Here is a 14,596-nt window from a genome sequence, read left to right as displayed (position 1 = left end):
TGTGACCGTGCAAAACCATCAGTACACCCACATCGTCGGAGCCAAAACCTACAGCTTTCGCGATTTGAAGGACCTGATGGCCAAGGCCACACCCGCACGCTCGGGCGACCTGCTGGCCGGTGTGGCCGCCAGCAGTGCGCAAGAGCGTGTTGTGGCCCAGATGGCCCTGGCCGATGTGCCGCTCAAGACCTTCCTGACGGACGCGCTGGTGCCGTATGAAGACGATGAAATCACCCGTCTGATTTTCGACAGCCACGATGCCCAGGCTTTTGCCTCGATCAGCCACCTGACGGTGGGTGACTTTCGCAACTGGCTGCTGGGTGACGAGGTCGACAGTGCGGTGCTTTCGGCGCTGGCGCCAGGTATTACCCCCGAAATGGCAGCCGCGGTTTCCAAAATCATGCGCAACCAGGACCTGATCCTGGTTGCCAAAAAATGCCGTGTGGTCACGCGGTTCCGCAACACCATCGGCCTGCCTGGTCGCATGGCCACACGCCTGCAACCAAATCACCCGACCGACGATGCCACCGGCATTGCCGCCAGCCTGCTTGACGGCTTGCTCTACGGCAGTGGTGACGCGGTGATTGGCATCAACCCCGCCACCGACAACGTGCCGCAAGTCATCAAACTGGTGACGATGATGAGCGACATCATCGCGCAATACCAGATTCCGACCCAGTCCTGCGTGCTCACGCATGTGACCAACACCATCGAAGCCATCCGCCGCGGTGCGCCGGTGGACCTGGTGTTCCAGTCGATTGGTGGCACCGAGGCCACCAACCGCAGCTTCGGTGTCAACCTGGATGTGTTGGCCGAGGCGCGCAGCGCCGCCTTGTCCTTGCAGCGCGGCACGGTCGGTGACAACGTGATGTATTTCGAAACCGGCCAGGGCAGCGCCCTGTCGGCCAACGCCCACCATGGTCTGGACCAGCAAACCTGCGAGGCGCGTGCCTATGCGGTGGCGCGCCACTTCAAGCCGCTCTTGGTCAACACCGTGGTCGGTTTCATCGGGCCGGAGTATTTGTTTGACGGCAAACAGATCATGCGCGCCGGGCTCGAAGACCATTTCTGCGCCAAGCTGCTGGGCCTGCCGATGGGGTGTGACGTCTGTTACACCAACCACGCCGAGGCCGACCAGAACGACATGGACGTGTTGCTGACCCTGCTGGGTGTGGCCGGTTGCAACTTTGTCATGGGTATTCCCGGCTCGGACGACATCATGCTCAACTACCAGACCACCTCGTTCCACGACGCGCTCTATGTGCGCCGGGTGCTGGGGCTCCAACCCGCGCCCGAGTTCGAGGCCTGGTTGCAGAAGATGCAGATCTTCAGCGCGGATGAACACTTCCGGCTCAACGCGACCCTGCCTGCCGCGTTCCAGAAGGCGTTGCTGCGCCTGAACTGAAGCGACCTGACGATGAATGATCCGAAACCTCCTGTCACGACCAACTCCTGGGCTGCGCTGCGCCAGTTCACCGATGCGCGTATTGCGCTGGGGCGCGCGGGTGTCAGCCTGCCCACGACCGCGCACCTGGAGTTTCAGCTGGCCCACGCCCAGGCGCGTGATGCGGTGCACCTGGCGCTCGATGTGACCACGCTGGCGCAGACGCTTGATGCGGCATTGCGCAACCCGGTGGCGTCTTGCCAAGTTCTGCACAGCGCCGCCACCGATCGCCAGCACTACCTGCAGCGCCCGGATCTGGGGCGCAGGCTGGATGCGGCCTCCCGCGAGCGCCTGACCGCCTTGCCACGACCGGCATTCGCGTCATCCGTCGAGCGCACCTATGACCTTGCCGTGGTGGTTGTGGATGGTTTGTCGGCGCTGGCCATCAGCCAGAACGCTGTGCCTTTTCTGACCCAGATGTTTGAGCGCCTTGTGCCCCAGCAGCTGACCATCGCCCCGGTGTGTCTCGTCGAGCAGGGCCGCGTCGCAATTGGCGACGAGGTGGCAGAACTGCTGGGTGCCCAGGCCGTGCTGGTGCTCATTGGTGAGCGCCCGGGCTTGAGTTCGCCCGACAGCATGGGCCTGTACCTGACTTGGCAACCCCGTGTGGGCCTGACGGACGCCAATCGCAACTGCATCTCCAATGTGCGCCCGGCCGGTCTGGGTTATGCAGAGGCGGCTCACAAGCTGGTTTATCTGCTGACGCAGGCGCGCCATCGCCAGTTGTCCGGGGTGGACCTCAAGGACGAAACCGGCGCTGAACAGACGCTGCTGACCGGTGCCACCAAGAATTTCCTGCTCTGAGGCTTGGCTACTGTTTGTTCTGCTATTTCTACAGTAGCTGTTTGTGCTTGTGTTAGCTGGGCTGCAGGCTAATTTGGCTCAAAACAAGGCGTCAGAGCCTAGCTGAGCGATTAGGATGCTGCGTCTGCCATAGCATTTGCACCGCACCATGCCCATTTCGCGCGCCTGCCCCTCTTGCCACGACCCGATGTACACCCACACCTTGGCCAGTGTGGCCGGGGGCCATCTGGAGCTGGACCTGTGTTTTGCCTGCCGTGGCCTCTGGTTTGACCCGCAAGAGAACCTCAAACTCAGCCCGGCTGCGGTGGTGGAGCTGTTCAAGCTGTTGCACGCGCACCGTCATGAAGGCGCCAAGGCGCTGCCGCAACAGCTGAGCTGCCCGCACTGTCGCCGCGCCCTGGTGCAGGGGTTTGATGTGGTCAAAAGTGGCCGCTACATCACCCACCGCTGCCCACAGCGGCATGGCCGCTTCAGCAGCTTTGCAGCGTTCATGATCGAAAAAGGCTTTGTGCGGCAACTTAGCACCGCTGAAATCAACGACATGGCGCAGCGCCTGAAAGTGATCAACTGCAGCAACTGCGGCGCGCCGGTCGACCTGCGCACCGACCACGCCTGCCCCTATTGCCGAAGCGCTTTGTCGTTGCTGGACCCGCAGGCGGTAGAGCGGGCGCTGGTGGGCTACGAATCTGCCGCCCGGGCGCAAGGGGGTGTCCAGCTGCCGCAGTTGGCCGATGCGTTGGTGATGCTGGAGCGCGACCGCCAGCAGGCCGCACGCGATGCCAAAGCCAATCAGAGTGGCCGCCTGGTGTTGGGGGACGACGGCCCATCGCTGGACTTGTGGGCCGCCGGGCTGGCTCTGGTGTGGGCGGTGTTGAACTGAGTGGGCTGCTTGGTCGCTACATATGCAACAGTTTCTGAGCAATTGTTGCATTTGTTTCTGTTGGAAACATTCCCCATGCTAGTATTTTCCTTAGGGTAAAAAAACTGGGGGATGTGTGAATAAATACAGACTTTTGACACTTTTATTGTTGTGTGTGTTGGCTGCCAATGTCTCAGCTATCGAACGCATCGAGGCCGCGATGGGGTCCCGGACCTCCATCAAGGCTTTTTCGGATGCAGAGGGAAAACAGGAATTGGTACCGGTCTCCATCAAAGACGTCTTAGTCTCTCCTGAGGTCTATGAAATCTCTGACCAGGGCTTTGTTCGGGTCAAGGTGAATGGTCAGCAAGTCTGGCTGGACCGCAAACAGCTGAAGATCAAACCTGAGACCCTGGAAGCCAGCTGCCTGACGGTGAACCAGGCCAATGCCAAGCTGGTCTCTGGTGGCATTCGTGGTGCCAACGAAGGCTGTAAATAGTCCAATTCAGAAAACCGCTTGGCTTGGTGCTGAGTTGAGGGAGGATGGTTCATGTGTTTGATGGCTGGAAAACAGTTTTTGCGCGATACAACAAGGGTCTTGGTGTTGTCAGCGGCGTGCACCACGCTGGCGGTGCACGCGGAATGGAATCCTCCTGATCCGTCCGCCGCGCCAGCCAGTGCCCCTGCAACCGGGGGATCCTTTTTTGGCGGGATTGGTGGATTTTTCAGTGGTCTTGGCAAAGGGGTGAGCAATGTGGTGACAGGGACACGTGATACCCCCATGATCACGGATCTGAAACCCGGTGTGTACGAGAAATCCAACGAAGCGATAGGGGAACAAAAAGACATTGATGAAGCGCGCATCACACGCGGCATTTTGTCGGTGCCAAGCTTCACCAAGTACGCCAACCGTATTTTGGTCAAATTAAAAACTGCCAGCCAAGTTGATCAGGTTCCTGGGCAGGTGTTGCTCGTCGCCAACGAACAACTGGACGCCTATTCTTCTGCCGACGGCAACATCTACCTGTCTGCCGGGTATCTGCGCTCTCTCAAATCCGAAGACCAGCTCGCAGCACTTCTGGCGCACGAGTTGTCGCATGTCTTGTTGCGTCACCATGACAGCAATGCCATCAGTCGTACCCAGAAACAGTTGTCGACTCTGGTAGCTTCGGGCATGGCGGTGCGTAATGCGCTGGAAAAAGTCAACTCGGGAACCACCACGCAAGCCTTCACCCCATCACAAACCGATGCGTTGAAAAAGATGGAGTTGCTCATCAAGCTCAACGATGGTGCCCTTGGCCCGGCCTGGGGTCGACGGCAGGAAACCGAGGCTGACCAGTTGGGCATGGATTTGATGATCAAGGCCGGTTACAGCTATGCGGACGGCATGTTGGGCTGGTTGGCGCTGGTTGCCAAGTGGGATGCCGAGCAAGCCACCAAACACGCGGAGGACTTCAAGCTTCAGCAAGAAGCCATGAAAACGCTGATGGAGGCGGGCAAGTTTGACCAGGGGATCCAGCAGGGACTCAACTTTGCCGTCAACGATGTGCTGGGGCAGCTGAAGGCCAGCCACGACAGCGGTGACAAGCGCGAGGAGGCCATCGACGACTATTTTGTCAAGGCGTACAAAGAAAAGGTGCCCCAGGTGGCGTTGACGGCTAAGCCGTTGGAGGCGGTCAAGGCAGCACCCGATGTCAAAGCCGTGATCGACGGGTACCGCGAGGCCTATTTGGCCAGGACATTGGTGCAGCAGCGTCAGTTTGACGATGCTTTGCGCAAGTTGACGCCCTTGGTCAGCAAAAAATCCGTGATTGCCTCGCACGCTTTGCCCAACCAGCTGCTGTATGAAGCGTACCGAGGCAAGGGGAAAAAGATCGAGGCCGAGTCCTATCTGAGACGCAGCTTCCAGGCCCCAGACAGTGTCTGGGAAACGTATGACTCCGCAGCCACCTATTTCAAGGACCAGGGCAAAAGCCAAGACATCCTCAAGGTGGGGCAGTCCGCTTTCAACCGCTTCTCCGGGGCGCCCTCGGCCTACCCCAAGCTGATTGCACTGTACCGGCGCAACGGCTTGGTCAAGGAAGCCGAAAGTGTGCGCAACGAATGCGTTTTCAAGCAGGCAGACCGGCGTGATGAGTGCGTCAGTGCCGCCAACGGCAATTGACACCGATGTCCGCCGTCGTGCTGCCTCCCCATTTGTCCTGGCGCCGTTCTGTCTGGGTGGTGTTTGTCACCGTGTTGACCGGCTTGTTTCTGGCCTGGTTGTCGGACCGTTTGCTCATTGACGAGTTGGTCAAACGTGGACTCACCAAAATCTATGCACCAACCCTGACACTCTTTTACCCTGCTACAGGGCAAAAGCGTGTGACCGTTCTCACGATAGATGACAGTGACTTGAAGGAATATGGTCTGAATTGGCCGGTGCCTCTGGACTACTACCAGCGTTTGATCGATCACTTGCTCAAACACCAGCCCAAGGCCATCTTTCTGGATGTGCTGTTTCTGGATGACAAACCCCAAAAGGAACTGGATAGTCTGGCACAGGCCGCATGTCGGGCCACCCAGGCTGGTGTCCCGTTTTTCCTGGCAACCTTTGCCAACACATCACTGACCTCCAGATCCGAAGCGTTTCTGTTCAACCAGAAAGTGGATGGTCAGCCATGTGTTGTCCCCGTCCTGTCGAACATTTCACCGGATGCACTGGACCAGACGCAATGGTCTTACCCCCTGGTTTTTGAGTCCGAGCAAATCACGCAGCAGCGGGAAAAGGCGCAATTGCCGTTGACGTGTTCCAGCGCACCCGCGTCGGTAGCCTTGACCTTGTACCGGCGCTTTTTCAGACCCGAATGCCCTGCGGATGTGGGCACACCCCTGGCATTGATCTGGGGGGCCAAGGCGGCGCCCACCAATGTGCAGACGATGGTGGGGCGATCGGAGCCGGGTGCGGCGTTGACACCCGTCTGTCGTGATCAATGGCATGGCTGGGAGATCATTCCTGGGGCCAAGATGCTGGTTGGGTGGTTCTCGCGCGAGAAAAGGCTGGATGTCTGTCCTTACAACCAGGTGTTGCCCGCACGCAGCTTCAAGGGGCATGGGTTTTCACCCGAGGAATTGCATGAGGCAGTGGCCGACAAGATGGTCATGATCGGTGCCGATTTGAAGGCGGTGGGTGACAACATTGTTTCGCCGGTCCATGGCCGTTTGCCGGGTGTTCACGTCCACGCGATGGCTTTGGACAACCTGATTTCCTTTGAGGGGCAGTACAAACAAGGTGGTGAATTCAACCCCAAGGAGTTGTGGCACTCGACGACGAACTTGTTCATCGCTGTCAGTGTGATTTTGATCTCAGCTGTGATGGTGTTCTGGAAGAGGTTCAAACTCCTCAAGATCGAAAGCGCCAACCAATCAGACCAGTTGCAAGCATTGACCCCCAGAGACGCCGGTCTGCTTCAACATCGCTCTGGGCAAGCTGCCGAGCAGCATTTGCAGATGGCCCGTTTTCGACGTGGTTGGTTAGCTCGGCTGATGTTCTTGCTGTATTTTTTGGTGCTATGGGTATCGAAAGTTCCCAGAGGGCATGCCACAGACTTGCAGCGCTACAAGGGCCGCTTGAGCCTGGTCGGCGCGCTGATCTACCTCCTGTCTGCGCTGCTTCTCTTGTTCTGGGGTTACGTGGTCTGCAGGCAAGGCCCGTTGGTGATCATTGAATATGTGTTGTTTGCCGCCGGTGTGCATTTTTTCCATCTTGGGGAGACCTTGGCCGATCGCATCAGTCAATGGTGGTTGGCGCTGCAGGCCGATGAGCCTTGGCTGCTGTGGGCGCACTTGGGGAAAGTGTCAGACCAGCACGTAGATCACTAGCGCGTGCCAGAACCGACGCAGGGTGCTCAGGTCGGGGTGAGGGCGCGGGCTGCGCCCAAGGACTCAGGCGAAGTGGTCAAACGACGCGTAGTGATTGGGCAAGGTTTGGCCCTGGCTGTCCACCAGTTGCAGTCCGCACTCTGCACGGATCTGACCAATGCGCGTCACCGGTGTCAAGCTATCCTGCCCGGCTTGGGCCACCGCCGCCCGCTGTGCCGAAGGGGCAGTGAACAACAGCTCGTAGTCGTCGCCGCCTGCCAGTGCCAGGCTGCGCCATTGTTCTGTGGATATTTTTAAGTCAAATTGGCCCGTAGCCCTTTTGCTATCAGGGTAGGAGGCTACCAATTTGATGGCAGTGTCGGCCTCGATACATGCGCCCATGCCAGAACATTCCAGGATATGACCCAGGTCACCGAGCAGGCCGTCGCTGACATCGATGGCGGCGGTGGCCACCCCACACAGCGCCTGGCCCAGCGCCACCCGTGGTGCGGGGGTCTCGAGCCTGGCGCGGGCCGTGGCCAGCAGCTCGGGTGGCAGGTCGATCTGGCCCAGCAAGGTATTGAGCGCCAGCCGCGCGTCACCCAGTGTGCCACTCACATAAATGTCGTCACCCGCTTGGGCGCCTGAGCGCAGCAGGGCCTGTGAGCGGCCGTTGACCACTGGCACCTCACCAAACACGGTGATGCAGATGTTCAGTGGCCCGGCGGTGGTGTCGCCGCCAATCAGCTCGCAGCCGTGGGCATCGGCCAAGGCCAACAGGCCTTCGGCAAACGCGGCCAGCCAGGGCTCGTTCACCTCGGGCAAAGACAGCGCCAGGGTGAACGCCAGCGGCCGGGCGCCGCAGGCGGCCAGGTCACTCAGGTTCACCGCGAGTGATTTGTGGCCCAGGGTGCGCGGGTTCACATCGGCAAAAAAATGGCGGCCTGACACCAGCATGTCACTCGATATCGCCATCTGGGTGCCTGGGCGCGGTTGCATCAGGGCGCAGTCGTCACCGACACCGAGCACAGCCTGGCGCACCGGGCGTTTGAAATAACGTGCAATCAGGTCGAACTCACCCATGGTTGTCATCGTGTCCGGGTGTGTGGTGGGTGGCGGGCTCGTGCGACGCGGCTGCAGGCGTCGTGGGCTCGGACTGCGTGGTGGCCACTGGCTCGGGCACGGGCAGGAAAAAACTGCGCAGCTGATGGCGCAGCCTGTGGCGCAGGGCGGCGTAAATGGCGCTGCGTTGCACGCCGCTGACGTTGTGTGCCCGCAAGGCGAGCAAAAAGGCCAGGTAAAAACTCACCGCCACGTTGAGCACACCGGTGCAGGCCACTGCTGCCAGGCACCACCAAAAAGCGGGCATGTAGAAAATGCCCGCCCCCAGGCTGGAGGCTGCGGCCGCCAGTTGCCCGGTGGACAGGGTCACGTGGCGCACTTCCAGGCCCAGCCCGACAAAGCCGGCAAAGGCCGGCACCAGACCCAGCATCAGGCCCAGTGAGATGTTGGCGGTCAGGCCCGAGATGTTGTTGCGCATGAAACTGGCCCAGCGGTCGGCGCGGACCACACCCAGCACCGCCGTGATCCGCGGGTTGTAACGCAGGGCCGAGTCCAGGCGTTGCAGCACAAACCAGTTCTCGGTCCAGCCCGCGATGATGCTCGACGCAAACAGCAGCACCCCGGTGCCCGCCGCAAACAGCGCGGTTGGGCCCAGCAGGGTCAGGTCGTGCAAGACATGGTGTGCCGTGGCCGCGTCGATCATCGGGCGGCCCAGGGTCAGCCACAACACGGTGCTGATCAGCAGCACATAAGGGGCCACCATGGCCAGATTGCCCACAATGGCCGCGACCTGCGAGCGCATCAAATGCGCCACCTCGTCAATAAAACCTTCAATGGCACCGGGACGGCCCAGGTCCTTGAGTTTGGCGGCCATGGCCGGTGCCGTCATCGCGGGTTGTTTGGTGGCCACCGTCCAATGCATCAGCTGGATCAGCACAAAACTCAGGGCGTAGTTCATACCCGCAAAAAAGCCACCCCAGAAGGCCGACAGCCCCATGGAGAGCACCACAAATTTCATCATCGTGGTGATCGACATCACCGCACCACCACCGGCCGCGTCACGCAGCATTTGGGTGTATTCGGCGCGGGTGCGCGTGATGTAGTGTTCCCCGGTCTCCGAACTGCGTTCGGCTACCTTGGACGCCAGCATCGAGGAGTTGGCCGCAATCAGGGCGCGCACACTCAGGCGGTCTTGCCCAACACTGACCAGATGCCCCAGCAGCTGGGCGGTGTGTTGTTGGGGTGTGGCTGAAAACAGGCAGTCCAGCAGGGCGCGGATGCGCAGCGCACGTTCGCGCAGCTGGCGCAGCTGGAACACCAGGTTGACCGAGATGCCGTGGGCATCCAGATGGGTGTAGACCGAGGCCGCCGCATGGCGGCATTCATCGAGCTGTTTCTGGAAATGCTGCAGGGCCTGTTGGCAGTTGGCCGTGGCCTGCTGCGGGTTCTGGCGCCAGGTGACTTCCAGCGCCTCCAGGTCGGCGGCCAGGGCGTGGAACGGGCCAGACTGGCGCGCCAGCGCACTCATGCGCAGGCGCAGCTCGGGCGAAAAACCAGTGGCGCGGATTTGCCCGGTGCAAAAATGCAGCGCCTCCATCAGGGTGGCTTGCCAAGCCGTGGGCGCCGGGCTGCCCGGCTCCGGGTTGGCAAACAGCGGGTGTTGCCAGGCCGTGCGTTTGGGGGCCGGCTCGGGCCCGGTTTGCAACAGATCGGCCAGTCGCGCCAGCAGATGGGCATCCAGGCTGCTGATCCACTCGGCATCAAAGGGGTGGTGCAGTACCAGCGCAAACAGGGTTGAGGCGTCGTTGGTCTCGGGGGTGCCGGGCAGCAGCTTCAGGCGTATGCGTTCGGCCAGTTCGCTGGCAAAGGCGCTGCGCGAGGCAAAGCCGTGGTCGGCCAGCAAGGCGGTGGCGTCCACCGTCTCGAGCAGGGTTTGCCACCACTGTTGCAACAGCGCCCGTGTGCTCTGGCGCTGTTGCAGCGCATCCAGCAGCAGCGCCAGTCTGGCGTGGGTGGTGGCCACCGAGCTGGCGTCACCCCGCAGCCACTCTGCCAGGCGGATCAGCCACAGGTGGCGTTGGACCAGGGGGACGTTCGGGTCGAGTTGCGCCAGCAGTTCGGGCAGGTCAATCGGGCGTGTCATCGGTGGTCAGTGCAAAGTGCGGCTGCCACCACTGGCACTCAGGGCATCCAGCACAAACATCGGCACGTCCACCTCAAACTTTTCACCATCTTCGGCCACACAAAAGAAGCTGCCGTGCATGGTGCCGGTGGGTGTGTTCAGGCGGGTGCCGCTGGTGTATTCAAACGACTCACCGGGCTGCAGCAGCGGTTGGCGTCCCACCACGCCCAGGCCTTTGACCTTCTCGTGGTGGCCGTCGGCGTCGTTCACATTCCAGGTACGCGAAATCAGCTGCGCTGCCACCGTGCCGGTGTTGCGCACCGTGATGCTGTAGGCAAAAAAGTACAGCCCTTGCTCAGGGTCGGACTGTTCGGGCAGGTAACGTGGCTTGACCTGGACGTGGAACTGGTAGGTGGGTGTGCTGGACATGGTGGGATGCTATCGTGAAATCCAGGCCCCAGCCTCCAGGCCCGGATATTCCACTGTAACGGATTGAAAAATAGGCCTCCATCCCAATTCGATAAAGGGTAAGTCGCTATTTATTCAGGAGCTACCAGTCGACCAGGCTCAGGCCCACACTCAGCACCGTGCGGCGGCGGTTGTAGTCAATCAGCGAATCGCCGTAACCCGAGAACAGCTGGGTGTGAAAGCGCAGGCCATTGGGCTGGCTGCTGTTGCCGGAGCTGCCTCCCAGGCGGCGCAGCCACTCCAGCTTGACTGAGCCGTTGGCCTGCTCGCGCAGCGAGTGGCGCAGTGTCAGGCCCAGGGTGTTTTGGGTGTCCACATTCCACAGCCCGGTGAGTTCGGCGCGGCCAATGGTGTCGCTGATTTCCGGGTTGTCGTCAGAGGCCTCGTTTTCGGGCAGCCGGTACCACAGTTTGCCCAGCACTTGGAACTCCGAGCTTTGTTCCAGCCCGGCCATCACAATCGCGCGGTTCCAGCTGCGTGAGAGTGGCAGCGGCTGGCCGTTGGACTGGTGGTTGAGGGACAGGCCGGTGTAGCGCAGCCGCCAGCCGCCCGGCAGGTTCAGGTCAGTGGGGTAGATGTAGATCAGCTCGGGCTCGTGGTCGGTGGTGCGAAACGGGCGAGACAGATCACCGCTGAAGATCTGCCAGTTGGACTGCTGGCTGTAGCCAAACCACAGCGAGTCGCGCTTGAGCGGCTGATCCTGGGTTAGCAGGCCCTGGGCAATCTTGGTGCGCACCGAGAGGCTGATGCGTGTTTCGGTGGTGTTGTAGTCGGTGGCGCTGGTGGCGCGGTGGTTGGCCAACGAGGAATCGGGCTGGGTGTTGACGCTGTTGGCGCCGATCACCGACAGACTGATCGGTTTGTACCCACGGATGCCGAAGGTGCCGCAGTCGCTGCCGGTCTCCAGCTCCCAGAAACGCGACAGTTCCGAAAAACGTGTGTTCTTGCAGTTGTGCTCCTCTGGTGCGGTCATGGTGATGACCACGGCCGGTGGCTGTGGCGCCGGTGCCGCTGGTGTGCCGCTGTCGGCCGCCAGGTTGTTGGCTGAGGCAGCCTCGGTACGGGGCGCCCGCGCCGTGGCCTGCTGCGCCGCCCATTGGTCATAACAGCGCAGGCGGGCGTCGTTGTCCCCGCTCAGGGCGCTGCATTGCTGCCAGTCGCTTGCCGGATTTGTGATGGCATTCTGGGCTGTAGCCCAGGTGGAAAGGGTGCTGAATGCTATCAGTAGTGGAGCGATTGAGGGTTTCATGGCGGGCAGCGTGGTGGTCAAACCGGCGCCGGGTAAGTGACTGGTGAGCGGGGCAAGGCCCGCTATTTTGCCTTGCGGGCGTGACGTTGCACTGGCAGCAGCCCGGACATGGCTTGAGCGACAACCGCGACAGGTGCTGGCACCGAGGTGGTTGCGTGTTGCCCACCAGACAGACCCGCAGGCGGCGCAGCATTAAGTTGGCGGGTGTGTCTGGCGTTGGCGCACATGGCGCACGGCGCACCACATCAACCAATCAAGGAATCTGCACTATGAACACAACATCCAATGCCTATCTGGTGGGCGGTGGCATCGGCTCGCTGGCAGCGGCCGCCTTTCTGATCCGCGACGGTGGCTGGTCCGGCGCCAACGTCACGATCCTGGAGGCCGGCCCTTTGATGGGCGGCAGCCTGGACGGTGCGGGTGACGCCGAACGTGGTTACTCGATGCGCGGTGGGCGCATGCTGACCACCGACAACTACGAGTGCACCTGGGCGTTGTTCAAGTCGATCCCGTCGCTGACCCAGCCGGGTCAGAGTGTGTTTGACGAAACCATGGCCTTCAACGAGACACATGTCTCCCACGACATGGCCCGCCTGGTGGACAAACGTGGTGCCAAGCTGCCGGTGAGTTCCATGGGGTTTTCGATGCAGGATCGGCTGGAGCTGCTCAGGCTCAGCAGCGCGGACGAGGCCGATCTGGGTGCCAGCCGCATCACCGACCACCTGTCGTCTGCGTTTTTCGAGACACCGTTCTGGTTCATGTGGTCCACCACCTTTGCCTTCCAGCCCTGGCACAGTGCGGTGGAGTTCCGGCGTTATCTGCACCGGTTCTTGCTGGAGTTTTCGCGCATCGAGACCTTGGCCGGTGTCAAACGCACAATTTACAACCAGTATGACTCGCTGGTGTTGCCGCTGCAGCATTGGCTGTTGGGGCAGGGCGTGCGGCTGATGGGCGACTGCACGGTGACCGGCTTGGACCACAGCCTTGACAACGACGAGTTGGTGGTGATTGCCCTGCATTGTGTGGTGAACGGCGAGCCGGAAATCCGCGCCATCGAAGCGGGTGATCTGGTGTTGGTGCAAAACGGCTCGATGACCGATGCCTCCAGCCTGGGCTCGATGACACAGGCGCCACCCAAGCAGGGCAAAGCCATTGACGGCGGCTGGGCCTTGTGGGAGAAGCTTGCGTTTGAGCGGCCTGCCTTGGGCAACCCGGCGGTCTTCAACAGCTGCGTGGCGCAGTCGTACTGGGCGTCGTTCACCGTCACACTGAAGGACACGCATTTTTTTGACCAGATGCAGCGTTTCAGTGGCAACGAGGCTGGCACCGGTGGACTGGTGACCTTCAAGGACTCGAACTGGCTGATGTCCATCGTGCTGGCGCACCAGCCGCATTTCATCAACCAGCCTGCGGATGTGCAGGTGTTCTGGGGTTATGGGCTGTTTCCCGACCGCGTCGGCAACTTTGTCGCCAAACCCATGGCCGACTGCACCGGGGCCGAGATTCTGCAGGAGCTGTGTGGCCACCTGCTGTTTGACGTGGACACGGTGGCTACCGCCAATTGCATCCCGTGTCGCATGCCCTTCATCACCAGCATGTTCATGCCACGTTCGCCGGGTGACCGGCCGCTGCCGGTACCACCACACACCCGCAACCTGGCCTTTGTCAGCCAGTTTGTCGAGCTGCCGCTGGACACGGTGTTCACCGTGGAGTATTCGGTGCGGGTGGCGCAAATGGCGGTCTACCAGCTCTTGGGCCTGAGCTTGCCCATCCCTGCCGTCACACCACACGACAAGTCACTGCACGCACGGTTTGAAGCGCTGCTCAAAGCTTTGAAGTAATCTTGGCAGGCAGTAGCCCAATGTGCATCACCCAACCTGGATGGCCCTATGACGCAGACCCGACGCTTGCCCACCTATTACCTTTCCCACGGCGGCGGCCCCTGGCCGTGGATGGCCGAGCAGCTGGCCGGGGCTTATGGCCCACTGGCCGCCTCGCTGCAGGCCATGCCAGGCCAGCTGGGGGGCAGACCGAAGGCGCTACTGGTGATCTCCGGCCATTGGGAAGAGTCGGCGTTCACCCTCATGAGCTGCCCCAAGCCGCCGATGATTTATGACTACTACGGCTTTCCGCCCCACACCTACCAGATTCAGTACCCGGCACCGGGTGCGCCCGAGCTGGCGCAGCAAGTGCAGGCGCTGATCCAGGGCGCCGGGTTCACCGCCCGGTTGGACCCGCAGCGCGGGTATGACCACGGGACCTTCACCCCGCTGGCGGTGATCTACCCCAATGCCGATGTGCCGGTGCTGCAGCTGTCGATGCGTGTGGGTTACGACCCACAGGAGCACATCACGCTGGGGCAGGCCTTGGCGCCGCTGCGCGACGAAGGGGTGCTGATCCTGGGCAGTGGCCTGAGTTACCACAACCTGCGTGAGCTGGGGCCGGTGGGTCGGGCACCATCTGCCGCGTTTGACCAGTGGCTGCAGCAGACTCTGGTGGCATCCAGCCCGCAAGAGCGCATCCGTCGCCTGCTCGACTGGGAGGCCGCGCCTGGCGCGCGCCGCGCCCACCCGCAGGAAGACCATCTGATTCCGCTGATGGTGGCGGTGGGCGCCGCGGGTGAGGACCCGGGCCGCTGTGTCTACCACCAGGACGACTTTTTTGGCAGCATCACTGCCTCCAGCTTCATGTTTGGTGCCTGATACGCCGCACCGGTGCGCTGGCGTACCGACGCCAGCTGCTTGCAGC

Annotated in this window: 12 protein-coding genes; 8 read left to right on the top strand and 4 right to left on the bottom strand. The window is 61.4% G+C overall.

Translation table 11 applies throughout. The annotated features are described in order from the left end of the window. Positions 1-7 precede the first annotated feature (7 nt). The 6 genes from KKO72_RS10835 (at position 8) to KKO72_RS10810 (ending at position 6,968) form a co-directional block, all read left to right on the top strand. The gene (locus KKO72_RS10835; RefSeq protein ID WP_214938136.1) at positions 8-1,405 is read left to right on the top strand and encodes an ethanolamine ammonia-lyase subunit EutB; all 1,398 of its coding nucleotides are present in this window, start codon (positions 8-10) and stop codon (positions 1,403-1,405) included. A gap of 12 nt (positions 1,406-1,417) precedes the next feature. Beyond that, on the top strand, positions 1,418-2,248 hold the full coding sequence (eutC, locus tag KKO72_RS10830) for an ethanolamine ammonia-lyase subunit EutC (protein WP_214938134.1): 831 nt from the start codon (positions 1,418-1,420) through the stop codon (positions 2,246-2,248). Between the two features lie 148 nt (positions 2,249-2,396). Then, positions 2,397-3,128: a zf-TFIIB domain-containing protein gene (locus tag KKO72_RS10825; RefSeq protein ID WP_214938133.1), complete on the top strand. Its 732-nt coding sequence runs from the start codon at positions 2,397-2,399 to the stop codon at positions 3,126-3,128. A 133-nt stretch (positions 3,129-3,261) separates the two neighbouring features. Beyond that, a complete protein-coding gene (locus KKO72_RS10820; protein ID WP_214938131.1) occupies positions 3,262-3,606 on the top strand; it encodes a hypothetical protein in 345 nt (114 codons plus the stop codon). A 282-nt stretch (positions 3,607-3,888) separates the two neighbouring features. Continuing rightward, on the top strand, positions 3,889-5,271 hold the full coding sequence (locus KKO72_RS10815; RefSeq protein ID WP_214938129.1) for a M48 family metalloprotease: 1,383 nt from the start codon (positions 3,889-3,891) through the stop codon (positions 5,269-5,271). A 5-nt stretch (positions 5,272-5,276) separates the two neighbouring features. Then, entirely contained in the window at positions 5,277-6,968 is a 1,692-nt protein-coding gene (locus KKO72_RS10810) for a CHASE2 domain-containing protein (protein ID WP_214938126.1), read from the top strand. Between the two features lie 63 nt (positions 6,969-7,031). On the opposite strand, the gene thiL is transcribed toward KKO72_RS10810, so the two are convergent. From thiL to KKO72_RS10790, 4 genes are all read right to left on the bottom strand, one after another. Next, entirely contained in the window at positions 7,032-8,030 is a 999-nt protein-coding gene (gene thiL, locus KKO72_RS10805; RefSeq protein ID WP_214938199.1) for a thiamine-phosphate kinase, read from the bottom strand. Next, complete coding sequence (locus KKO72_RS10800) at positions 8,023-10,152, bottom strand: site-specific recombinase (RefSeq protein ID WP_214938124.1); 2,130 nt, start codon at positions 10,150-10,152, stop codon at positions 8,023-8,025. The genes thiL and KKO72_RS10800 overlap by 8 nt, the downstream gene beginning before the upstream one ends. Positions 10,153-10,158: 6 nt before the next feature. Further along, positions 10,159-10,560 carry a Co2+/Mg2+ efflux protein ApaG gene (gene apaG, locus KKO72_RS10795; RefSeq protein WP_214938122.1) on the bottom strand — a complete coding sequence of 134 codons (402 nt, stop codon included), beginning with the start codon at positions 10,558-10,560 and terminating at the stop codon, positions 10,159-10,161. 121 nt (positions 10,561-10,681) lie between these two features. Further along, positions 10,682-11,848 (bottom strand): phospholipase A, encoded by a 1,167-nt coding sequence (locus KKO72_RS10790; protein WP_251140586.1) that lies wholly within the window; start codon positions 11,846-11,848, stop codon positions 10,682-10,684. Between the two features lie 269 nt (positions 11,849-12,117). On the opposite strand from KKO72_RS10790, the gene KKO72_RS10785 reads away from it, so the two are divergent. Next, positions 12,118-13,689, top strand: coding sequence for an oleate hydratase (locus tag KKO72_RS10785; RefSeq protein WP_214938118.1), 1,572 nt, complete (start codon positions 12,118-12,120; stop codon positions 13,687-13,689). A gap of 48 nt (positions 13,690-13,737) precedes the next feature. Next, complete coding sequence (locus KKO72_RS10780) at positions 13,738-14,550, top strand: class III extradiol ring-cleavage dioxygenase (RefSeq protein WP_214938116.1); 813 nt, start codon at positions 13,738-13,740, stop codon at positions 14,548-14,550. Positions 14,551-14,596 lie beyond the last annotated feature (46 nt).

This window comes from Rhodoferax sp. U11-2br (assembly GCF_018619435.1).
Taxonomy (GTDB): Bacteria; Pseudomonadota; Gammaproteobacteria; order Burkholderiales; family Burkholderiaceae_C; genus Rhodoferax.
The sequence above is the reverse complement of the archived record's forward strand: the minus strand, read 5'-3'. Positions and strand labels throughout refer to the sequence as shown.

Excerpts from the sequence above, each read along its gene's own strand:
- eutC (WP_214938134.1), top strand. The coding sequence starts at position 1,418 with ATGAATGATCCGAAACCTCCTGTCACGACCAACTCCTGGGCTGCGCTG.
- KKO72_RS10825 (WP_214938133.1), top strand. The coding sequence starts at position 2,397 with ATGCCCATTTCGCGCGCCTGCCCCTCTTGCCACGACCCGATGTACACC.
- KKO72_RS10815 (WP_214938129.1), top strand. The coding sequence starts at position 3,889 with ATGATCACGGATCTGAAACCCGGTGTGTACGAGAAATCCAACGAAGCG.
- KKO72_RS10810 (WP_214938126.1), top strand. The coding sequence starts at position 5,277 with ATGTCCGCCGTCGTGCTGCCTCCCCATTTGTCCTGGCGCCGTTCTGTC.
- thiL (WP_214938199.1), bottom strand. The coding sequence starts at position 8,030 with ATGGGTGAGTTCGACCTGATTGCACGTTATTTCAAACGCCCGGTGCGC.
- KKO72_RS10800 (WP_214938124.1), bottom strand. The coding sequence starts at position 10,152 with ATGACACGCCCGATTGACCTGCCCGAACTGCTGGCGCAACTCGACCCG.
- apaG (WP_214938122.1), bottom strand. The coding sequence starts at position 10,560 with ATGTCCAGCACACCCACCTACCAGTTCCACGTCCAGGTCAAGCCACGT.
- KKO72_RS10790 (WP_251140586.1), bottom strand. The coding sequence starts at position 11,848 with ATGAAACCCTCAATCGCTCCACTACTGATAGCATTCAGCACCCTTTCC.
- KKO72_RS10785 (WP_214938118.1), top strand. The coding sequence starts at position 12,118 with ATGAACACAACATCCAATGCCTATCTGGTGGGCGGTGGCATCGGCTCG.
- KKO72_RS10780 (WP_214938116.1), top strand. The coding sequence starts at position 13,738 with ATGACGCAGACCCGACGCTTGCCCACCTATTACCTTTCCCACGGCGGC.